Annotated in this window: 14 protein-coding genes; 3 read left to right on the top strand and 11 right to left on the bottom strand. The window is 41.6% G+C overall.

The features are described 5' to 3' along the window. Nucleotides 1-29: 29 nt before the first annotated feature. Genes NSU15_RS28115 through NSU15_RS28130 form a run of 4 tightly spaced genes read right to left on the bottom strand, consistent with a single transcriptional unit; the run spans nucleotide 30 to nucleotide 4,271 of the window. Nucleotides 30-1,253, bottom strand: a complete 1,224-nt coding sequence (locus tag NSU15_RS28115; protein ID WP_052414755.1) for a class I SAM-dependent methyltransferase — start codon at nucleotides 1,251-1,253, stop codon at nucleotides 30-32. A 21-nt stretch (nucleotides 1,254-1,274) separates the two neighbouring features. Then, nucleotides 1,275-2,585 carry an ABC transporter ATP-binding protein gene (locus NSU15_RS28120; RefSeq protein ID WP_042131270.1) on the bottom strand — a complete coding sequence of 437 codons (1,311 nt, stop codon included), beginning with the start codon at nucleotides 2,583-2,585 and terminating at the stop codon, nucleotides 1,275-1,277. 11 nt (nucleotides 2,586-2,596) lie between these two features. Then, complete coding sequence (locus tag NSU15_RS28125; RefSeq protein WP_339288310.1) at nucleotides 2,597-3,349, bottom strand: ABC transporter permease; 753 nt, start codon at nucleotides 3,347-3,349, stop codon at nucleotides 2,597-2,599. Nucleotides 3,350-3,401: 52 nt separating this feature from the next. Further along, complete coding sequence (locus tag NSU15_RS28130; RefSeq protein WP_042131272.1) at nucleotides 3,402-4,271, bottom strand: hypothetical protein; 870 nt, start codon at nucleotides 4,269-4,271, stop codon at nucleotides 3,402-3,404. A gap of 622 nt (nucleotides 4,272-4,893) precedes the next feature. Between NSU15_RS28130 and rfbA the strand changes: the two genes are divergently transcribed. The 3 genes from rfbA (at nucleotide 4,894) to NSU15_RS28145 (ending at nucleotide 9,319) form a co-directional block, all read left to right on the top strand. Then, the gene (rfbA, locus tag NSU15_RS28135) at nucleotides 4,894-5,772 is read left to right on the top strand and encodes a glucose-1-phosphate thymidylyltransferase RfbA (RefSeq protein WP_042131273.1); all 879 of its coding nucleotides are present in this window, start codon (nucleotides 4,894-4,896) and stop codon (nucleotides 5,770-5,772) included. Between the two features lie 21 nt (nucleotides 5,773-5,793). Further along, on the top strand, nucleotides 5,794-6,357 hold the full coding sequence (gene rfbC / locus NSU15_RS28140) for a dTDP-4-dehydrorhamnose 3,5-epimerase (protein ID WP_042131274.1): 564 nt from the start codon (nucleotides 5,794-5,796) through the stop codon (nucleotides 6,355-6,357). A gap of 208 nt (nucleotides 6,358-6,565) precedes the next feature. Beyond that, entirely contained in the window at nucleotides 6,566-9,319 is a 2,754-nt protein-coding gene (locus tag NSU15_RS28145) for an O-antigen ligase family protein (protein WP_042131275.1), read from the top strand. Between the two features lie 72 nt (nucleotides 9,320-9,391). Here NSU15_RS28145 and galU read toward each other — a convergent pair whose 3' ends face one another. The 7 genes from galU to uvrB all read right to left on the bottom strand — a co-directional run bounded on the left by galU (nucleotide 9,392) and on the right by uvrB (nucleotide 22,874). Then, on the bottom strand, nucleotides 9,392-10,279 hold the full coding sequence (gene galU, locus NSU15_RS28150) for a UTP--glucose-1-phosphate uridylyltransferase GalU (protein ID WP_042131276.1): 888 nt from the start codon (nucleotides 10,277-10,279) through the stop codon (nucleotides 9,392-9,394). A 313-nt stretch (nucleotides 10,280-10,592) separates the two neighbouring features. Then, nucleotides 10,593-13,115: a U32 family peptidase gene (locus tag NSU15_RS28155; RefSeq protein ID WP_339288313.1), complete on the bottom strand. Its 2,523-nt coding sequence runs from the start codon at nucleotides 13,113-13,115 to the stop codon at nucleotides 10,593-10,595. Nucleotides 13,116-13,321: 206 nt separating this feature from the next. Continuing rightward, complete coding sequence (locus tag NSU15_RS28160) at nucleotides 13,322-15,235, bottom strand: stalk domain-containing protein (protein WP_076119157.1); 1,914 nt, start codon at nucleotides 15,233-15,235, stop codon at nucleotides 13,322-13,324. 28 nt (nucleotides 15,236-15,263) lie between these two features. Then, nucleotides 15,264-16,373: a trypsin-like peptidase domain-containing protein gene (locus NSU15_RS28165; RefSeq protein WP_249923521.1), complete on the bottom strand. Its 1,110-nt coding sequence runs from the start codon at nucleotides 16,371-16,373 to the stop codon at nucleotides 15,264-15,266. 150 nt (nucleotides 16,374-16,523) lie between these two features. Continuing rightward, nucleotides 16,524-16,733, bottom strand: a complete 210-nt coding sequence (locus NSU15_RS28170; RefSeq protein ID WP_042131279.1) for a DUF2759 family protein — start codon at nucleotides 16,731-16,733, stop codon at nucleotides 16,524-16,526. A gap of 838 nt (nucleotides 16,734-17,571) precedes the next feature. Further along, on the bottom strand, nucleotides 17,572-20,445 hold the full coding sequence (gene uvrA / locus NSU15_RS28175) for an excinuclease ABC subunit UvrA (RefSeq protein ID WP_339288315.1): 2,874 nt from the start codon (nucleotides 20,443-20,445) through the stop codon (nucleotides 17,572-17,574). Nucleotides 20,446-20,882: 437 nt separating this feature from the next. Next, complete coding sequence (gene uvrB, locus NSU15_RS28180; protein ID WP_042131282.1) at nucleotides 20,883-22,874, bottom strand: excinuclease ABC subunit UvrB; 1,992 nt, start codon at nucleotides 22,872-22,874, stop codon at nucleotides 20,883-20,885. Nucleotides 22,875-23,017: the final 143 nt, after the last annotated feature.

The raw sequence follows: 23,017 nt of genomic DNA on the forward strand, positions 1-23,017 counted from the left end.
GTCACTCTGGTGAACTCAAAAAGTCTACATTAATCCATAGTTGGATTCTCGGCATGATTAATTTCACCGCTTTGATCTGATGAACCCCGCAAGTTAAGTAAATAACTATTAATTTCATCCAGGCAAACACCGTAATCAAAATCTCTAATTTTAACATCGATATAAATCGATGTATTACCTTGGCTTTCTTCAATTGAGTTTTCCAATAATAATTGCGGGTCATTTGACATAGAGATGAAGCCCATTGTTTCATTATTATCCTGTAATTGCACCAAACCTATAGAATCGGATATACGTATTTTATTAAGAGACACTCCATCCCCATTTTTGAAGATCATTTCTTTTTTTAGTTGAATGCTACCTGGCTTATTGCCTAAATCCAGCCTTATTTTTCCGTCAGAACGACTTGGAATAGTAAAACAAAGTGTTTGGAAATCACCACTATATTTGCATGTAGCCTTTATAGAGTTTGACTCTGTAAACCCTTTAGATTCACCCTCCCAATAAAGCTGTAAGAAATCTTCTTCATCACTTACAACGACTTCTTTTTTTGTTTTATTCTCATATATCGAATTAATGGAAATATCCTTCGATATTTCTTCATTACTACATATTGCAATTATAAATCTACCTTCTTTTAATGAATCTTCACCGTTTATTAACTTAATACCTTCTCTTAAGTTATCATTACGTTTCACAATCAAACCGTAATTCCCAACATTCTGGTTATAAAAGTCAACATATTTGAAGTTTTTCTCCAAAAAATCTTTGTATTCCGAATAGTAAAATTCCTTTATGTGGTATGGATTTCTGTGATTCGGCAAATCTGTATATAAATATTTATCTGGAGTTGATATTACCAAAATCCCATTCTTTTTTAATACCCGACTTGCTTCTTTCAAAAATTTATCTTGTACCAATTCATCAACATGTTCTATCGTTTCAAATGAAACTATCATATCAAAAAGATCATCATCAAAATCTAAAGATTCGACTGATCCCTGCTTGTATTTCAAGTTATATTTTTCATACTTCTGCCTAGCATAAGCGATAGCTTCATCACTAATGTCAACCCCCCAGACACTTGCTGCCTTTCTAGCTAAAATGGCCGTACCAAATCCTTCACCGCATGCGATATCCAGCACATTTTTACCACTGGCCAGCTCAAGAACTGCGTTATATCTATGCAAATGTTCCGTTTCAATTTCCCCATCTGCTTTTCCGAGAACAAATCTCTCTCCAGTAAATTCCATGAAATGACACTCCCTTTTACATTATTCAAAAACTACATGTTCGCTTTTGTGCTTATATAAAGTCGAATTAGCTTCAATTTCAACTAGTGAAAGATTATAACTTGAATTGCTAACTTCTACTTTTTTCACATTTGTCAGCCAGGTAAGAGTAACATGATTATCTTGAGTTCCTTGTGCTATTGCTGGGCTTAACAGATAATCACCTTTCATTATTCTAGGTAATTTAAATTCAAAAATTATTTCAATAACTTCACCTTTTCTAGCATTAAAATTAACACTATTCTCCATATACGTGTTAATAGCAAATAAAGAGACACCTCTATTACTTTCCCATACGAACCCTGCGATCAAATGATCTAAATCTTCTTTCAAATTAGCAACAATATGACAACTGTAAGTATTATCGACTTCCAATTCCTCAGTGATTTTACCATTACTCTCAGTAATAAAAAAGGAGAGCATTTCAATACTATCTGAAAAAACGCTATTTTCCTTTGGGACAATTTTTGGAAAACTAACTAATTGAGTATCCGCTTCATTTAATTTAATACTCTTATATTCGAACTGGTCAATTAATTTACTGTTCATTTCGTTATTTTCAGAAAATCTTTTGTTAAGGTATTGCGCACAAACCACTTCTTTATCGTCATACGTAATTTGTGTTGATGAATCTAACCACAAAACTCTACTACACATCTGCCTTATACTGCCAATATCATGTGAAACAAAAATTATTGTTGTGTTTTTCTCTTTAAGTTCATCAAACTTTTTAAAACATTTATTTTGAAAAAAAATATCCCCCACACTTAATGCTTCATCAACTATTAATATGTCAGGCTCGACATTAATGGCAACTGCAAATGCTAGTCTTGCGAACATTCCACTAGAGTAAGTTTTTACAGGTTGGTTAATAAAATCACCAATATCAGCAAATTCAATTATTGCCGGGATTTTCTTCTCTATCTCTTCATTTGAATATCCCATCATCGTTCCATTTAAGTAAATATTCTGTATTCCCGTATACTCAAGATTAAAACCTGCACCTAATTCTAGTAATGCTGAGATTCTACCGTTAACAGTAACTTCTCCAGAAGATGGAGATAAAACCCCAGTAATTATTTTCAATAAAGTTGATTTACCTGATCCATTTTTTCCGATAATCCCTACGGTTTCTCCCTTTTTTACTTCAAATGATATATCCCTTAAAGCGTGAAAATCCCTATGATAACTTTTTTTAGAAAAACTTAATGATTCTTTTAATCTATCGATTGGCTTATCATACAACTTATAAACTTTATTGACATTTTTAATATTAATCGAGATATTGTTCATATTGAAACTCCTCACAATACATCCGAAAAATGCATCTTCAACTTTTTAAATACTATAAATCCTATTACAAAGTAAATCAGCGTCAAATTCCAAAACCATAATGTTTCGTTTCCTTTTTCCCAAAACCAAACATGATTGAACATGGCATCTCTGTATCCTTCGACAACATAGTATATAGGATTAATTTTAAAAACCCACCGCCAGTTTTCAGATACCATTTTATAATTCCACATAATTGGAGTAACCCATATTCCAAATTGTAGTACTATCCCAACTATTTGCCCAAAATCTTTAACAAAAACAACTATTGAAGATGTTATATAACTCAAAGCTATGGTTATCGCTACAAGGCACCCCATATAATAAATTAACTGAAGCGAATATACAGTAGGATATACCCCGTAAATCGCAAATATCAGCAGCATAACTGCTACGAAAAAGATGTGAACAAAAAATGCTGATAGTATTTTTACAATAGGTAGAATACTTATTTTAAATAAGACTTTTTTCACTAAGTAACTATATTCAAAGAAGCAATTTGTAGCGCTTGTCATAGCTTCGTAATGAAAAAACCAAGGAATTAGCCCTGACATCAACCATAGAATAAACGGAACCTTTTCCACTTGACCTGAGCGAAACCCAACCTGGAAAACAGCCCAATATACTAAGATGGTAACAATCGGCTGTATAAATGCCCATACTATGCCTAAGTAAGATCCTGCATACTTCATTTTAAAATCATTCGTAGCTAAAGATGTGATCATTTTCCTACTATTATACATTTCTCCCGAAAACCTTCTTACACTAAACATTATTCTACTCACCTATACTTTCTTTTGACCAATATAAACCAGTCAGAGGACCATTTTTTATATAGATTCCAATTTGGAATTTACCTTTTCCAATACTTTCTTCACCTATCTTCGCTAAAAACCCACTACGATCCAAATCAGTTTTACCGCCAAAGTTTGCTGTCACATCCTTACGGATCTGTAGTTGCGTATCAAATACAAATAAACTCTCCCCCCTTTTTAAAACTATATAAGTTTGAGAAGTTTCAGGAGACCCATTTTCTAAAAATCCCCAGCCTTTTACCTTAAAGATGCCATTTTCTTTTTTCACTTCTTCAATATTAACCTGGACCTTATCTTTCGCTTTATCTAATATTAAATCAACTGTATTACTCAAATTTTCTTTAAAATCTATTTTGCTATTATTTTTCACTACAGCAATACCGGACAAAGAAAATTCCTTACGCGATCCATTTTCAATATAAAAGCCTATTTGATATGATCCAGCTACTATATCACTCGTATCAATTAAACCTTTAAATCCAGCATTCTCTATATTGTTTTCTTGGTCATTAAGTGCGCTGGGCAGATCTCCTCGGAAGACTTTTTCTGTATTATATATATATTGATTGTTTTCAGAAGTCAAAACTATAAATACATTTTGTTGATCGGCTCCAATATTATTAATGTACGCCCATCCTTCTATATCTATCAGTTTTTTAAACTTCGTCTTTCTCACATCAGATTTATCAATACCAGCATTTATATTCTTATCCTGTTTAGGCAAAGAAATAATTTGATTAGCGGAAGTTCCATATACATGAGTAATCTCGTAATATATCAGCGAAAATAATCCTAAAAACAATACAATTAATAATATTTTTCCATTTTTCATACTATAATCCTTCTCTTCCTCTCAATTTTACAACATGATAATTTTTTTATATTTTTAAGGAATGTATTAAAGAGCATCCCATTTTTTTTATTTTTGAGCATGTTCTAGTTCTCATAACTATGGGAAAAGGTAATAACGTTGTCGAATCCAGTATACGGTAAAAAAAGCTCGCAGTCGAGAAATGTTGAATGATGTTCAATATCATTTCAGGTGTTAATTCTTGACTTTATTCTATTTTTAAAATGGCCTAGGTTTCAAGTGGGATTATTTAACGTTATACGAATCTGCCACCAAACGTTCAAGCATAGCAACAACTTTGAAGACTTCCCCATAAAACCGGTATTTTTTACAATTAACTACATCTACAAAACATATCTATGTTATCATATTAGACTATGGGTCAACAAATATATGTTAGAGTAAGGTTGTTTTCTCCAGCCAAACCCTAATTTCTAAAAAAGCTATTTTGGCAATAAAATGGACAGGTCAGAAATAATTAGAGTAAAATTACTAATGGGTAAATGAAATATTATAAATACGTTTCAGTTCCTCAAACAACAAACTACCCATTTCATTAATAATAATATTAACATCAAATTACTTAGGGAGAGTTGAGTTAAGAATGAAAGGTATTATCTTAGCAGGTGGTAGCGGTACACGCTTATACCCCTTAACCATGGTTACAAGTAAACAATTGCTTCCAATTTACGACAAGCCAATGATTTACTATCCATTATCTACCTTAATGCTTGCAGGGATAAGAGATATCTTAATTATTTCCACCCCTGAAGATACACCGAGATTTTCAGATCTACTAGGTGATGGTTCGCAATTCGGAATTTCACTAAAATACATTGTTCAGCCGAATCCGGACGGCTTAGCCCAGGCCTTTATTCTAGGAGAGACATTTATTGGAGATGACTCCGTTGCTATGATTCTAGGTGACAATATCTATTATGGAAACGGAATTCGAAAAATGCTAAAACGAGCTTCTGATAAGGGAAAAGGAGCTACCGTTTTCGGCTATCATGTGCAGGACCCAGAGCGATTCGGTGTTGTAGAGTTTAATGAGAACGGTAAAGTTCTAAGTGTAGAGGAAAAACCTGAGAACCCTAAATCTAATTATGCGATAACAGGTCTCTATTTTTACGATAATCGCGTTGTGCAGATCGCAAAAAATGTAAAACCCTCCTCAAGAGGAGAACTAGAGATTACCTCAGTAAATGAAGAATACCTTAAACTAGGAGAGTTGGATGTAGAGCTTTTAGGTCGAGGATTTACATGGCTGGATACTGGAACTCATCAAAGTTTAGTCGATGCTACTAATTTTGTAAGAACAATTGAAGAACACCAAGGTATCAAAATCGCAGCTCCCGAGGAGATCGCATATATCAATGGATGGATCACAAAAGAACATCTCTTGAATTGTGGACATAAGTTAAGTAAAACCGGATATGGCCAATATCTCATTAAAGTCGCAACCGGAAAAATTCAATACTAAACTATAGAGAGTGTGGATGGAATGAAATTTACAGAAACAACATTGCCTGGCGTTCTAATTGTTGAACCAGCAATATTCGGTGATCATCGGGGTTGGTTCATGGAGACATATAGTGAGAAAAAGTTCAAAGAACAAGGGATCTCTTTTGACTTTGTCCAAGATAATCAATCGTATTCTGCCACTAAAGGGACTCTTCGTGGACTTCATTATCAGTTGAACACAAAAGCTCAAACTAAACTAGTTCGGTGTACACGAGGTTCAATATTTGATGTAGCTGTCGATTTACGCAAAGGAAGCCCGACTTACAGCCAATGGTTTGGAATTGAACTAAGTGCTGAAAACAAAAAACAATTACTCATTCCCAAAGGATTTGCTCATGGATTTATGACCTTGGTCGAAGATGTTGAAGTCCAATATAAAGTTGACGAATTATATTCACCTGAGTGTGACGGGGGAATTCTATGGAACGATCCTTCAATAGACATCAAGTGGCCGTTGGATGTTGTTATTCCTGTACTATCAGCTAAAGACGAGAAGGCACCACTTTTAGCAGATGCCGTCTTAAACTTCACTTATTCAGAATAAATGCAAAAAACTAGAAAAACACATACGAGATTACAAACTATTGGCCTGAGACCTTTAGATCCCTATGATCTAAAGGTCTCAGGCCAAATATTTACATTCATTAAAATACTGAGTAAACTTTTACGATATAACGCAATAAATAGAGAAGACTCTGTAAATACATTTATGCTAAAATATTGTCGTACCTACAGGAAAAGGAGATTATAACGTGTCGAAACCAGTATACGGTAAAAACGCCGCTCAGTCGAGAAATGTTGAAAAGACAGCAAGTCCGATATGGGCCTTGGTTGTTGCTTTTATTTTATTTTTATGTTGGGCCCCATTTCAAGTGGGATTATTTAACGGACAGCAGTTAGACTTCGAGAAGCCTATATATGTGTCAGCACTAGTAAGTGGACTTTTGCTGCTAGTCTGCGTTGGCTTATACTTCAAAAAATTCAAACTAGATGAACAGAGGGATTTATTAGCTTCAGCTTCAATATTACTACCTCTTACTTATGCTCTATCATTGTTTGTCGCAGTTTCGCATTATATGGCGATGAATATGTTGTTTGTTCAGAGCATGTATGTAGCAGTCTTCATTATAGCCTTTTATCTCTTGAAGCAAAAGCAAGTAAATGTTGTCATTCAAAATGCCATTCTAGCAATTGCTTATTTCATAGTAGGGTTTGGACTACTAAATTGGTTGGGGAGTAACAAACTAGCGGGAGCTCTAGTGGGTTGGTTCTCAAACACCGTAAGAAATAATATTTACTTAGATGCAGTAATGACGGACTCTAATGGACTTCGTCTGACTTCGATCTTCCAATATGCAAATACCTACGCGGCCTTCTTAATGGCTTTTTTATTTGTAGCTGTATTCGCGCTTATTCGTTCTAAAAAATGGTACGGAACACTAACACATAGCTTTATGTTAGTTCCCATCATTGTTTCGATCTTATTAACTTTATCCCGCGGTGGTCTAGTATTACTTCCTGTTGTATTTATATTACTGCTCTTATTCTTAAAACCTGCACAGCAAATCCTTTGGATTATACATCTTGGTGTGGCCGGTATTGTTTCGTTGGTGATAACGACTCCTGTGACTAACCTAGGATTAGAATTAAATACGAACTTCACTTCTGCTGGCGCCTTGAAAGGCTGGGGATACCTGCTTGGAGCTTCAATCGCTGTAGCTGTAGTATCTTGGGTCATTCAGAGGTTTGTCGCCCCTTGGCTGGAGAAAAAACTCAGTAATTGGTCGTCACGTAAACTAACAGGTCTATGGATCCCACTTGGTTCTGTTGCACTCGTTGGAATTGTAGCTTTCCTACTAATAGGTACAAGCGCAAAAAATATCTTACCTAGCAATATGGCAACTCGTCTTGAGAACATCAATTTCCAGCAACATAGTGTTCTTGAGCGGATTACTTTTTATAAAGATGCCATGAAGGTAGTTAAGGATTATCCGATTCTTGGTGCTGGTGGTGGTGGATGGTCCTCATTATATGAGCACTATCAAAACAACCCTTACACTAGCCGACAGGTGCATAACTTCTTTTTACAATATTTAATAGAAGTTGGGATCCTTGGTTTCATCGTATTTATGGGATTCATTTTGTATATTTTCTATAAATATATCCGAGGGTATGTGAAACGGGATAAAAATGATTTTGAGAATGGCTTCTTCTATCTCATTATTGCTCTATCTATTCTTGTGCACAGTCTACTAGATTTCAATATGAGTTATGCCTTTATGGGAATACTCGTCTTCCTTGGACTGGCAGGCATGGCAGTTGTCATGGATAGTAAACAGCTACGTAAAAGTTGGAATAAAACTGGTTTTCGGCTTGGATATTCCGCTGTTCTTACAGTAGGAACTGTATTCTTGATATTCCTCTCGATTAGCTATATTGGTTCCAGTAACGCAGCCCTAAAGGGTAAAAATCTAATCGGGGTTAGTAATTCTTACGAGGAAATTAAGAAACCATTAACTGAGGCTTTAAAAACACGTCCAGGTCATCCAGAATCAGTCTTATACCTATCCTCGTTAGATCTACAAGTTTTTAAGCAGAATCAGGATGAACAATTTCTAAATGAGGCTTATAGTGTACTGACTCGAGCACTAGAGGACGAACCATACAACAAAAATATTTTAACTCAGTTAGTAACCTATTATGACCTAAAAGGTCAAAATGATCTTGCATACGGTGTTTACCGTGATAATGCTGATAAGTTCAACTGGGATATTAGTTGGTATGATATTCTCATCAGCCGTTCCTTTGCATTAGGTCAGCAAGCCCTTAACCAAAAGGATGAGACAAAAAAACAAGCGTATTTCAATGAAGCTCAAGAAGCCTATGATCATGTTCTCACTGGTATAGAACATTTGAAGACTCTTCCACCAGAACAATTGCAAGGGCGTCCTTTCTCAGTAACACCAGCAATGGCTTTGAACGTCGGAAAAATGCAGCTATTATCTGGGCAAGAAGATGCAGCAAAGACAACTCTGAAGCTTAGTTCAGATGCTAATTACACGGATATTATGAATAGTGAAACTCCATGGAATATTGATTGGTACAGTTCACTCATCAGCCGTTCTTTTGATTTAGGACAAGCGGCTTACGCACAACAAGATAATGAAGATAGATTAGAAAATATGAAAGCTGGCTTTGCCGTTGGGCTTTTGGCCTACAATCATGTACTTGCGGATAATGAACTTTCCAAGACTCTTACTCCAGATGTGAAACTGAAGGTAGGGAAAATTCATTATATGTCTGGACAACTACAAAATGCAGTCTCCATCTTGAAACCAGCCATAAGCCAAGATTTCGCAGATGCAACGAATCGTGAAATTGCCCGTTGGTACCTTGCTGCATTGACGAAAACTGGTGGCGAAGATCAGGCGATATACAATTCACTGATCGCAGCTGATCCTGCGGAAGCAGCACAAATCGAGGCCATCGCAAATTCACAATTCTAAAACAGAAAGAAATCAAAAAAGCGTGCCGCTGTAATTACAGCGGCGCGCTTTTTTCAATGATATGAGTTCTATTTAAAGCCCAGCCTTAGCAACTTCACTATCTACAAGCTCTTTCATATAACGAAGTAAGTCATCTTTAAGCTCTTCATGCTGAAGTGCATAATGAATAGTGGTCTGAATGAAGCCCATCTTCTCACCTACATCATGGCGTTTACCTTCAAAGTCATAAGCAATAATCCGCTCCACTTCACTTAGACGAGAGATGGCATCCGTCAGTTGAATTTCTCCACCTACACCTACCTGCTGCTCACCAAGCATATCAAAGATGCGTGGAGTCAGGATATATCGCCCTAGAATTGCTAAATTAGAAGGAGCATCTTCTCTCTTCGGCTTCTCTACAAGGCGATTGGCCTTATAGACCCGCTCAGCCAACTCAGTTCCATCCACCAATCCATAGCGGGAAACTTCTTCCCAAGGCACAGGTTGGACACCCACAATAGAGGATTTGTACTGTTCATATACTTCCATCATTTGTTTGAGACAGGGTTTCTCCGACTCAACAATATCATCACCCAGCAGTACTGCAAACGGCTCGTTTCCAATAAATTTACGCGCACACCAAATCGCGTGTCCAAGACCTCTTGGCTCTTTTTGGCGAATGTAATGGATATCAGCCATTTCAGAGGATTTGCGAACGGACTCAAGAAGTTCCCACTTCTGCTTCTCTGCTAAATTAAACTCTAGTTCAAAAGAGTTATCAAAGTGGTCTTCAATCGCCCGTTTACCTTTCCCCGTCACGATAATAATATCCTCGATTCCGGAAGCAACGGCTTCTTCGACAATATATTGGATCGTCGGTTTATCTACTATCGGCAGCATTTCTTTAGGCATTGCTTTGGTTGCAGGCAAAAAACGGGTACCAAGACCTGCAGCGGGGATAATGGCTTTACGGATCTTCATCACATTAACTCCTTCTGTCGGTTACTCTTCCATCTAAAATACTCTGTATAGTAAAATGGCATATTTCCTTTAATTATAGCAGTTATAGCAGATTAATGTCAGATAGTTTGTTATATTTGTATATCAATTCCAATCAAACATGAAAGTGGGGAATTATTTTAGATGTTATACAAGATTAAACCCTTTGCTGACTCTCACGATACACTATCTAGTATATGCAAATCATGATAAGGACGAGATTATTTCTATAAAAAAGGGCCAAGCAACACCAGTATCTACTGGTAGTCACCTAGCCCTGTTTCTTTAACCTTTATTACTTCGCGTTAACCAATTGTCCCCGAGTAACCCCAAGCTGGTTGGTAGCCTTCAAGCTCTTCCATACCTGCGTACCAGAGATTTCGCCACGAAGTGCGCGGCTGTATAGGCTAATTACCTCAGCCACTTGCTCTGGTGTCTCTTCCAGGAACTCCACTCGGTACGAGGATACACCTAGATCACGGAAATTGTTCAAATACTCCGCACCGGACTGCTCAACAGCATTATAGACGGTATTGCGGCAGCCTTCATCCACACGAACTGGATGGGACATTCCAATACGGTCTTGCAGGGAAGCACGATGCTCTTCACACGGACGGCCACAGTTCGTATAGTCTGTGCCTTCACTCATGAAGGTACAGTATACACAGTGCTCTGTGTGGAACATCGGCAAATGCTGATGGATTACAATCTCCATACGAGAAGTATTGCTGTGCTCAAGCAGGTCGACCATCTGTTGAATGTTCAAGTCATAGGATGGTGTTACCATGTCACAGCCTGCCTCAAGGAACAGATCCACTGCCTTATGATTGGCAATGTTCAGTGAGAAATCGCCGATCAAGCGTGGATGCACGGCATCCGGCTGTTCTTGGCGGCGGCGCAGATAATAATACAGCGCGCCGGTATTGCGTACTAACACAGCATCCGGCTGCAGGCGCAGAATATTGGCGTGGTAGCCGTTCTCGCCCGGCATATGAATGCGCGGTGTGGCCAGCGCGATGCTGGCCCCTGCAGCCCGTACCGCATCTACCGCTGCCGGGAACTGCTTGATAAACTCGAAGTCGGCGTAGATGTTTCTCACGCCGGCCTCGAGTGCAGCCTGCACCTGCGGCAGGCTGCGGCACAGCGCGGTGAGCTCCGCTTCACCAGCGCGCTGCGGAGCGACGCCCCTACGGGTAGCGTCGCCATAGACCTCGATCGCCCGTTTCACGTACACGGGCGGTTTCGGGCGCTCGCCCGCAAGCAGCTCCACCGCTTGGCGGCGGATGCTGTTCAGCTCGCGCATAGGGACGATCACGTCGCCTTGCAGATGCGACTCTAGCGCGTCAAGCTGGAACACGGTCCCGCCCAGGCGGCCGAATTGTTCTTCCAGCAGCGCGGCATCCATCGGACGCTTTTGCGCCGCTTCCAGCGCGAGCTCCGAGTCCACACGGACGGTAACGTTCTTCTGAACATCCGTCCACCATGTGGTCAGCTTCTCGCCTACGCAGCCCTGCACTCGCACATGTACCGGGAATACCCGGTATGGCTTCTCGGTTTCATAAGTCTGGCGCAGCGCCTTGTCTAATGCAGGGTCATTCGTCTTCCAAATGCGGTCACCGACATTTAGACGACGCAGGTCCACATCGTTACGTCCTGCTACGATGTCGACGATCCAGCCTTCCCCGGCTTCGCCTTCAAGTTTCACACCTTTACGACGAAGATCATATACACGTCCGCCTTCTTCTTTTTTCGTCGGATCCCCTGCATCAAACACGATGCCATCGCCACGCTTCAGCGGTGCATGAATACGGCAGACAACGCCATCGCGAAGAATTTGTTCAACTGTTCCGAGATATACACCACGGCTTTTCGGGAAAGTGCCGTCTACGAGCTTCTTATTGTTTGTTCCGTCAAGGAAACCATGTGTGAAACCGCGGGAGAAGCTCTGTTGCAGTTCACGAACTTCTTCCTTCGATGGTTTGGACAGATCGCCATCAAAATACCGATCAATTGCCTTACGGTACTTACTGACTACATTCGCAACGTATTCCGGGCTCTTGAGGCGGCCTTCGATTTTGAAAGAAGTTACACCCGCCTCGATCAGCTCAGGCATAAGATCAATAGCTGCCAAATCCTTAGGGGAGAGCAAATAAGTCACATCACCCATTGGTTTAACTTCTCCATCCACCATCAGATCATAAGGCAGACGACAAGCTTGAGCACATTCTCCACGGTTGGCGGAACGTCCACCCCACATTTCCGAAGTTAGACATTGACCCGAATAAGAGACACATAAGGCTCCGTGCACGAATACTTCCATCGGCAGGCGGGCTTGTTCCCCAATCGTCTTAATTTGCTTCAGATTGTTCTCACGACCGAGTACCACGCGTTCCAAACTAAAAGGCTTAGTAAACTCAACCGCTTCCGGTGAAGTGATCGTCATTTGTGTCGAACCATGAATCGGGAAATCCGGTGAGATTTCACGGATCATTTTGACCAAACCTAAATCCTGTACAATCACCGCGTCCACGCCAGCATCTACACAAGCGTCAATCAGTTCTTTCGCATCAGATAATTCATTTTCAAAAACCAGTATATTAAAGGTCAGGAAACCCTTCACACCATAGCTATGCAAAAACGCCATAATTTCCGTCAGCTCGTCCATGCGAAAGTTATTCGCTCTCGCCCGTGCATTAAACTTCTCTACGCCAAAAAAGATAGCATCGGCTCCGTTTGCTACCGCCGCACGCATGCAGTCCCAGTCACCTGCAGGTGCCAACAGCTCCACGTCTTCTCTGCGTATTTGTTGCTCTTTCATTTATATCCTCCCAAACCGCCAGGTGGCGGGTCATTTCTAGTTGATTAACTTGATAATTGTATCAAATATCACATCACAGCGCCATGTGTTTACCAACATTTATATAAAGAAAAGAACGTCCCACGCCATTTTGGCTATAAGGACGTTCTCACCTAATTGAATTACACTCTACTATCAGTTAATCATGAACTCCAATCACCTCTAAACTATTCATTCCCCGTAAACCGAAACGATTGCAGTGTTTTATCCAGCAGCGCTTGCTGTTCTGTAGTAGCATTGGCATCATTTAGCACAACAGTAATCGTATAGACCACCTCATTTTTGCCAAAAACAACTTGCTTACTTCGGAGAGGAACACCATTCTTGATTTGATTCACAGTAAGGATCGTAGCAGGAACACCTGCAAAGGTAGATTCCACTATACTTTCAATGCGGGGGCCTTTAGGATCATTATTTTTATTTTGATAAGAATCCTTGAGTACATTAACCGTATAATCCACGGAGCCCTCAGGTTTTGAACTGATCTGGAAGCGTCCTCCGATGAACCGATACTCCACTGACTGAGTCTCGAATACATCTTGATTAGGCGTCCACAAGCGTGGAATATCGATGGCATAGCCGTATCTTTTGGATACTTTGGTTATCGTTTTATTCTTGAGTGTCTTATAATCATCGCTAGCGAGTCGCCCGAAGTTCTCCTTCATGTGATCAAAATCAAAATCAATTGAGGCTATAATGGCTTTAAATTTGGCCTTATCGTCTTCTTGTCCAGCAAATGTCACATATTCAAAATAGTATCGGAACCCATTCTTGAGCACGATTACCTGATATTCTGTCGTCCACCCGTTGCCGAAATTCAACTGTGTCTCACTTATTTGCGCAGGTACACCGGAGATTTCAGACTTCTTGATATCCTTAAAAATATAAGCATCCGCTACAAAGTTCTCCTGCGTTTTTGTCTTCAACTCTTCAGCCCAGCTCTCTAGTGTAGAACCAGCAGGTGCCGATGTAATCGCCACACTCAAATGACTTCCTTGTTTGCTTTCATAATAAAAATGCTGGTCATCCTTAGTCCAAGCAACAGGAACCTGTAGTGAAATGCCGTAGTCCTCATTGTAGGCTTCGCTCAGACCGTTTTTTACAGTAGATAGATCACGGATCTTGTTATCCTTGGTGTCAAAAGAGGGTCGAAAGGAGCTCAGCAAACCCGAATACTTAGCTAAGTCTTTATAATTAACGGCTTTTTCATCCGTCAAATAAATCTCATAAAGTCTACCTTCTGCATAGATCAATCTGCTTTCCCAGAGCGCTCCGCTAGAATCTTTACTGACCAATCGCGCATAGGGCACAGAGGCTTTGGGGAACGACTCCCGATCTAATATCAATTCCCCACCTTCCTCGACTTCCCCAACTAGTTGTTCCAGAAGCCCATCTGCATCCAGCGAAACCGCCTGATCAATTGCATGAATCTCCAAATAATAAAGATTGTCAGCACTCGAAAAGGTAGCCACGCTCTCATCTCCACCGCTATTTCCAGTAATCAGTCCAGACGGATAATTTAGTGTCCATTGATAGTAGCTGTTCCCAATTCGCGTCTTCCCCACATCACTATCAATACCTGTATCCACTGGTACATCTCCTTCATTGTCTGCAGGAACTAGGGTAATTATTAGCTCACCGCCGTTCCCTTGGGAGAGAGTTGCACCCAGTACATTCGCCACAAAACGCAGCGGCACCATTAGCACACCTGAAACCATCCGAGGCGCGGAGCCGAGTCTAACTTTAGTCTCATCCTTCCAGGCGCTAGTACTACCCATTGTCATCAACCCTGTATGAGAGCCGTACGTTACTTTCACTACATCATTTCCCTCTAAGGAAACCGTACTGCCAAATGTCTTTTTAAAAACCCCAAGCGGAACCATAACCGTTCCATTCTCTATAAAAGGTCGCTCAATAGCCACCTTTTTTCCATTCACCGTAGCTGATGTACTACCAACTTTAAGGCTCAGCTGTAGTTTCTTTGCTTCTGCTGCCCGTGCTGTTTGTAGGGGTAATATAGAAAATAATAATAGTAAGGCCAGTATCACACACAATCCTTGTTTTAACACTTTAAAGCCCATTTACCGTCCCCCTCACGAGTTTCCCTGATTATTCTTCCGTATGCTCGTCCCCATCTGTTCCTGAACCTTCTTCACTTAACAGGGGATCACCCTGAGTGAGCACGACCTTACGGATAATGATATCCCCTTCACTTTGCATAACCAGTCGTACCGTCATACCTGGAGAATAGCTTTTGAACAATTCATTAATATCAACTAGTGAGACCACACGGTGACCGTCAATGCTGTACAAGACATCGTCTTCGGCAACACCCGCCTTAAGTGCTTCAGGAGAAACCACCTTGGTTACGGTCAGTGGATCAAACGTTGGCAAGCCCACAATGGAGGACCAACTCGCTTCTAACTCCAGTCCAAGACTCGGATGCTTTACTTCACCGTACTTAAAAAGCTGGTTCATAATATACTGCACGGTGTCTGCCGGAATAGAGAAGCCCATATTCTCCACACCCACCGCTGAGTATTTCAAGCTGTTTATTCCGAGCACCTCACCCTTCATATTCACTAGCGGACCTCCGCTATTTCCGGGATTAATCGCTGTGTCACTCTGAATCAGACGATAAGCCGCATCTACTTCACGGTTAAGACCACTTATAACCCCTACAGTCGCAGAATTCCTTAGTGAAAAACTGATCGGTGTGCCGATGGCGACTACCTTCTCACCAACTACTGTTTTGCCGGTCGATGGAATAAACTTTGCAGGTTTAAGGGAGGTGGCATTGATTTTGATCAGTGCCAGATCACTTACTTCATCGAGATACGTTTCTTTAATGCTGTAGGTTTTGGAATCCGACGTCACTACCACGGCGTTCTGCAGATCCTTGATGACATGTGCATTAGTTACAATCCAGCCGTTCGATTTCACAATAATGCCAGAACCATGCGTCAGATTGTACCGATCATCCGGTCCGCTATTCCCAGCACTATCGTCTTTGCCGATAATGCCCACTACGGAAGGGGTAACATTTTTAATAATCCCTGGTATGAGGTCTTCTGCTGCTGTCGAATTTTTAATTTTGCTTCTCTGGGCTGTCGACGCCGTGCTAACCGTCTTTGCCGCACTACCAAACGCATAAACCGACTCACTCCATACTCCTGACAGCAACACACCGCACAGCAGCAGGCCCAATCCTTTCTTCACCAGCTTCTCCCCAATCCTCATCGACCTTCACCAGACCCTCTCTGCACATGGATAAATTTTACAATATATAATTTGAAAAAAGACGCCTTCAATGCGCCCACGGCGTTAAAGGAGTCTTTTGGTGCAAAGCTGTTCAGTTTAGTTCTTTCGTTAACTTAACCAATGCATCACCATGGCATAGTCAGAGATTATAAAAACCAGCAAACTAACCGCTCCGAAACCAATGGCGAACTTGTTCTTCTGCGGAGCTCTCAGCAACCGAATGACTCCGACCAAAATTAGGATGGTGAATAAAATCATAAAAACATCAAAGGTATGAAATTTAGACGGTCCTTGCGCGGCAACTTCTGCAAGTAGCATTACCTTACCTCCTCAAAAATGTTGTCAAGCAAGATCCAGTATTCCCCATATCCTCTTCTATGTTATCGCTACCATTTGGGCGATGCAATAGGTTTTGTAGAAAAATTATGTATTTGTCACAAAAAATATCTTTTATTACTGCAAAATCGGATAAATTAATGATTTTGTTCATTGACGTTTGGTGTTTTATTGTGTGGACAACGCAGACTGGACAGATTGTGTTCTGCTCTATAAAGGTAATTAAATGAAGTTGGTTAGTGTCTTTGAAATGATTTAACAGCATAGAAATGAGATAAAGATTATTAATTTGAACTTCAATCTTAGCTTTCGGAGCTTAGAGCTTTTATGGATTAGGGAATTGCTCCTTAAAAATCATGAGAATACTATCTTATTGAACAAATCCTCCCGATCAAAAGGGGATTTTCCCTAATTTGAGCTTAAAAGCTGCAAACATCAAGTTTTTTAGGGAGGTTTTCCTCAATCTAGTAGCCGGAGCTTTTGATAGAGCTAATTGTATAATTTTTTCAAAGAACCGTTGGACCTGCTGTTATTCTATTACCCATTAAGTATACTTACAGCAACAGCATGCTCCTCACTAAATCTTACGACGGACATGCTCTACATATGCCTATCTCGTCTATTATTTAGTTTTCTTTTTATAGGAGTCGTACAACATTTACTAGAAAACTCACTTCAGATAAGTTGTTTTTGAGCTTGAAGTAATTTTACCTGGCAATTGTTTTCCCAAAATAATGATCTTGGACACCAAACAATAAGGCCACGGCGAAATGCCGTGACCTTTATTATTTGGTAGTTATACCATACTGTTGTTTATGGCTTAAGTGGTTTCCGCCGTCTCAAGCATAAGAGCTTTGGTACGCTCTGTATCACGAATCAGAACCGGCTTCAGATACTTACCTGTGTAAGACTCCGCAACGGTAATGAGTTTCTCTGGTGTTCCTGTTGCCAGCACAGTTCCGCCGCCACTGCCGCCTTCAGGTCCCATATCTATGAGATAGTCCGCGGTCTTAATAACATCCAGATTATGCTCAATGACAAGTACCGATTCTCCAGAATCCACCAAGCGATGTAATACTTCTAGTAAACGACCAATGTCATCCACATGCAGACCTGTTGTAGGCTCATCCAAAATATAGAGTGTTTTTCCGGTACTACGACGGTATAGCTCGGAAGCCAACTTCACGCGCTGCGCTTCACCACCGGATAAAGTAGTACCTGGCTGACCAATCTTAATGTAACCAAGACCAACATCCATCAGTGTTTGCATTTTACGATGAATACGAGGAATATTCACGAAGAATTCTGTAGCATCCTCTACCGTCATCTCCAGCACGTCGGAAATGTTTTTTCCTTTATACTTCACTTCTAGTGTTTCCCGGTTATAACGCTTGCCCTTACATACTTCGCAAGGAACATAGACGTCCGGCAAGAAGTGCATCTCAATCTTGATAATTCCGTCTCCACGGCAGGCTTCACAGCGTCCACCTTTTACGTTAAAGCTAAACCGTCCTTTTTGGAACCCGCGCACTTTAGCTTCATTTGTCTTCGAGAACAGATCACGAATATCGTCAAATACACCCGTATAGGTTGCTGGGTTAGAGCGTGGTGTACGCCCAATTGGTGATTGGTCGATTTCAATGACTTTATCGAGATTTTCCAGTCCCCGAATTTCTTTGTGCTCACCAGGTCGAACCTTCACAGCTTTATTCAATTGACGCGCCAAGCTCTTATAAAGAATCTCGTTAATCAGTGAGGATTTACCCGAACCCGATACCCCTGTTACCGCAGTAAAAACACCTAATGGAATCTTCACATTCACATTCTTCAGGTTATTCTCTTTAGCACCACGGATTTCAATCCAGCGATCATCAGTTGCGCGACGCTTAGCGGTTACCGGAATAAACTTACGACCGCTTAAATACTCACCCGTTAAGGAATTCGGATCATTCATAATTTCTTCCGGCGTCCCTTGTGCCATAACTTGTCCACCATGAATACCTGCACCGGGACCGATATCAATAATATAATCCGCTGCCATCATCGTGTCTTCGTCATGCTCTACAACAATCAGCGTATTCCCTAAGTCACGCATATGCGCAAGGGTTGAGATGAGGCGATCATTATCCCGCTGATGCAGTCCAATACTTGGTTCATCCAGAATGTACAATACACCCATTAAGCTTGAACCGATCTGAGTCGCCAACCGGATACGCTGTGCTTCACCACCAGATAGTGAGCCTGCTGCGCGGCTAAGTGTCAAATAGTCTAATCCGACATTTACCAAGAACCCAAGACGATTACAGATTTCTTTAAGAATGAGATTGGCGATAGCTGTCTCTTTCTCACTTAACTTTATTTCTTCAAACCAATGCTGACAGTCACCAATTGAGAGATCGGTAATATCCGAAATATTTTGTTCGTTGATCGTAACCGCTAAAATTTCTTTCTTCAAACGTTTACCCTTACAGACATGACAAGGCTTAGCACTCATAAACCCTTCGATAAATTCACGAATACCGTCAGATGCGGTCTCCCGGTAACGACGCTCCAGATTCGGAATAATCCCTTCAAAAGCAACCATCGCATCTTTCTTTTGTCCAAAATCATTCTCATATTTGAAGCGTACCTTCTCACTACCTGTACCATGCAGTAGTTTATTCATATGATCAGGTGATAAACTGCTCACTGGAACGTTCTGTGGAATATTAAAGTGCTCACACACAGACTTTAGAAATTGCGGATAGTAATTGGAGGTACTTCCGGTCCAAGCTAAAAAAGCACCCTCTTCAATGGATTTCTCAGCATCAGGAATAAGCAGGTCTGGATCGACCACCATTTTCATACCAAGACCATCGCACTCCGTGCAGGCTCCGAATGGACTGTTGAAAGAGAACATACGCGGTGCTAATTCTTCAATACTGAATCCACACACCGGACAAGCAAAGTTAGAGCTAAAGAGAAGCTCTTCCTGCCCAATAATATCCACAAGGATTTTACCACCCGAAAGCTTCAGGGCCGTCTCCAATGAATCTGTAAGACGTGTCTCCATATCATCTTTAACGACAATCCGGTCAACAACAACTTCGATAGTGTGTTTCTTATTCTTCTCTAACTCGATATCTTCAGAAAGATCTCGCAGTTCTCCATCCACACGCACACGTACGAAGCCTTGCTTGGAGATATCTGTGAAGAGTCCCTTATGTTCCCCTTTACGTCCTGAAATGATAGGCGCCAGGATCTGCAAACGTGTCTTCTCTGGATACTGCATAATCCGGTCTACCATTTGTTCAACGGTCTGCGAAGTAATCTCAATTCCATGCTCTGGACAATGAGGGTGACCGATCCGCGCGAAAAGCAACCGTAAGTAGTCATAAATCTCAGTTACCGTACCTACTGTAGATCGCGGGTTACGACTTGTTGTCTTCTGGTCAATAGAGATCGCCGGGGACAATCCGTCTATGGAATCTACATCGGGTTTCTCCATTTGACCCAGGAACTGACGAGCATAAGCGGACAAAGATTCAACATAACGCCGTTGTCCTTCGGCATAAATGGTATCAAATGCAAGCGACGACTTACCTGATCCGCTCAGTCCCGTCAGCACGACGAAACGGTCACGTGGAATCGTCACATCGATGTTTTTGAGATTGTGCGCCCTCGCGCCTTTAATTACAATATTATCGTTCGCCAACGGAACCTCTCCTTAATGAATCTAATATCAAAGCTTTATCAAAAGCGTTTTCGATCCCTCCCAAACCCTCCCTTCCAAGGGAGGGCCCCAAGGGTTGCACCCTCTGGACACCCGCATTTTTTGGTGAAGGAGGTTGGTGGGACGGGACTTAGTGACTACGGCGTTCAGATCGCTTATCCCTACAGGACCGCTTGGACGTTAGGCGCACACTAGCTAAGAGCGGAAAGTGCGAGATTACCGCAACTGCTATAACGTTGCGGAACGCTGTCCCTACGGGATGCGCGTAAGTGCCAGAAGCGCTGTGGAACGCTGTCCCTGCGGGATGCGCTAACTACACAGGGCACTGGGATGCGCGTCCATCTATTTATTCAAAAAGAACGGCCTGGACAGCACCGTTCATTACATATTTTAAATATCGGTGATGCGTTTATCGTTTGTTACTCAGCCCGAAGCTCCAGCAATGCGTCACGCAGCTCTGCTGCGCGTTCGAATTGCAGGTTCTTCGCTGCGTCCTTCATCTCAGCTTCCAGACGCTGAATCAGACTTTGTTTCTCTTTCTTATTCATCTTGCCACCAACACCCGTAAGGTAATCCGCTTTAGACTCGGCAACTTTGGTTGCCTCAATGATGTCACGCACCTTTTTATTAATGGTGGTTGGGGTAATACCATGTTTCTCATTATGAGCGATCTGGATGGCGCGACGACGCGATGTTTCGCTCATCGCTTTCTCCATCGAATCAGTGATTCGATCACCGTACATGATTACACGACCCTCGGAGTTCCGGGCCGCACGACCAATCGTCTGAATCAGCGAGCGTTCGGAACGAAGGAAGCCCTCTTTATCAGCATCGAGAATGGCAACCAATGATACCTCTGGTAGGTCAAGACCTTCTCTTAGCAGGTTAATCCCTACTAAAACATGGAATGTACCGAGACGAAGATCACGTAAGATCGCCATCCGCTCCAGCGTTTTGATATCAGAGTGCATGTAACGAACCTTAATTCCTATTTCCTTAAAGTAATCCGTCAGATCCTCCGACATCTTCTTCGTCAACGTGGTGACGAGTACACGTTCATCCCGTTCCACCCGTTCGCGAATTTCACTGATCAAATCATCGATCTGCCCCTCTGTAGGACGAACCTCAATGATCGGATCTAAAAGACCCGTTGGCCGGATAATCTGCTGCACCATAGTATCACAGTGTTCCATTTCATAGGGTCCTGGAGTCGCAGAGACGTATATAATTTGCTTCACCTTTTCTTCGAATTCCTCGAATTGAAGTGGACGGTTATCCAGCGCAGACGGCAAACGGAAACCATGCTCTACCAGCACCGTCTTACGCGCACGGTCACCGTTATACATCGCTCGAATCTGCGGAAGCGTTACATGGGACTCATCAATAATGATCAGCATATCATCCGGAAAATAATCCATTAATGTATACGGAGTTGCCCCAGGTTCACGGAAGGTCAGCGGTCCGGAATAGTTCTCGATCCCCGAACAGAAGCCCACTTCCTTCATCATCTCAATATCATAACGTGTTCGCTGCTCCAGACGTTGAGCTTCCAGAAGTTTACCTGCGTCACGAAGGACCGTTAAGCGATCTTCCAGCTCCTTCTCAATGTTGACCAGTGCCACTCGCATCGTTTCTTCCTTGGTAACAAAGTGAGACGCCGGAAAAATAGCGACATGATCGCGTTCCCCGATCAGTTCACCCGTCAGCACATCAATCTCAGTGATTCGCTCAATTTCATCACCGAACAATTCGACCCGAATGGCATGCTCACCCTGAGATGCCGGGAAAATCTCAACCACATCACCACGTACACGGAAGGTTCCGCGTACAAAATTGATATCATTACGCTGGTACTGGATATCCACTAGTCTGCTCAAAATCTCATTTCGAGGCTTCTCCATTCCTACCCGCAATGACAAAAGCAAGCTTCCGTATTCCATCGGCGAACCGAGGCCGTAAATACAAGACACACTCGCCACAATAATAACGTCACGCCGTTCGAACAAGGAGCTCGTTGCGGAGTGGCGCAATTTATCAATCTCTTCATTAATACTGGAGTCTTTCTCGATATAAGTATCGGAGGAGGGAATATACGCCTCTGGTTGGTAATAGTCGTAGTAGCTGACGAAATAGTCTACCGAATTATGCGGAAAAAACTCCTTAAACTCACTCGCCAGTTGGGCAGCCAAAGTCTTGTTGTGCGCAATAACTAGCGTTGGGCGGTTTAATTTAGAAATGACTTGTGCAACGGTAAACGTCTTACCTGTACCCGTTGCGCCCAGCAGCGTCTGGTGCTTCTTGCCCTGCCGGATGCCTTGTAATAATTCCTCTATGGCATGAGGCTGATCGCCCTGGGGTGTATACTCGGACTCCAATTCAAAAGTCTTTGTACTGACGACAATATCACTCATTTGCCCGTCTCCCCTCTATCGTCTAAACTAGATTAATATATTATAATTGTTGTCTGAATGTTCTCTCTCCATACGATGGCAAGCTAAAACACCTTTGGCGTCTCTAAAAGACGTTAAGCGTTTGTGCGAGAATTATAAGGGTT

The organism is Paenibacillus sp. FSL E2-0201 (genome assembly GCF_037963325.1).
Taxonomy (GTDB): Bacteria; Bacillota; Bacilli; order Paenibacillales; family Paenibacillaceae; genus Paenibacillus_AQ.

Coding starts and splice junctions, on each gene's coding strand:
- rfbC (WP_042131274.1), top strand. CDS start 5,794: ATGAAATTTACAGAAACAACATTGCCTGGCGTTCTAATTGTTGAACCA.
- NSU15_RS28120 (WP_042131270.1), bottom strand. CDS start 2,585: ATGAACAATATCTCGATTAATATTAAAAATGTCAATAAAGTTTATAAG.
- rfbA (WP_042131273.1), top strand. CDS start 4,894: ATGAAAGGTATTATCTTAGCAGGTGGTAGCGGTACACGCTTATACCCC.
- NSU15_RS28125 (WP_339288310.1), bottom strand. CDS start 3,349: ATGATCACATCTTTAGCTACGAATGATTTTAAAATGAAGTATGCAGGA.
- galU (WP_042131276.1), bottom strand. CDS start 10,279: ATGAAGATCCGTAAAGCCATTATCCCCGCTGCAGGTCTTGGTACCCGT.
- uvrB (WP_042131282.1), bottom strand. CDS start 22,874: ATGAGTGATATTGTCGTCAGTACAAAGACTTTTGAATTGGAGTCCGAG.
- NSU15_RS28130 (WP_042131272.1), bottom strand. CDS start 4,271: ATGAAAAATGGAAAAATATTATTAATTGTATTGTTTTTAGGATTATTT.
- NSU15_RS28170 (WP_042131279.1), bottom strand. CDS start 16,733: ATGCTACTTGCAGAAGTTGCCGCGCAAGGACCGTCTAAATTTCATACC.
- NSU15_RS28160 (WP_076119157.1), bottom strand. CDS start 15,235: ATGGGCTTTAAAGTGTTAAAACAAGGATTGTGTGTGATACTGGCCTTA.
- NSU15_RS28155 (WP_339288313.1), bottom strand. CDS start 13,115: ATGAAAGAGCAACAAATACGCAGAGAAGACGTGGAGCTGTTGGCACCT.
- NSU15_RS28115 (WP_052414755.1), bottom strand. CDS start 1,253: ATGGAATTTACTGGAGAGAGATTTGTTCTCGGAAAAGCAGATGGGGAA.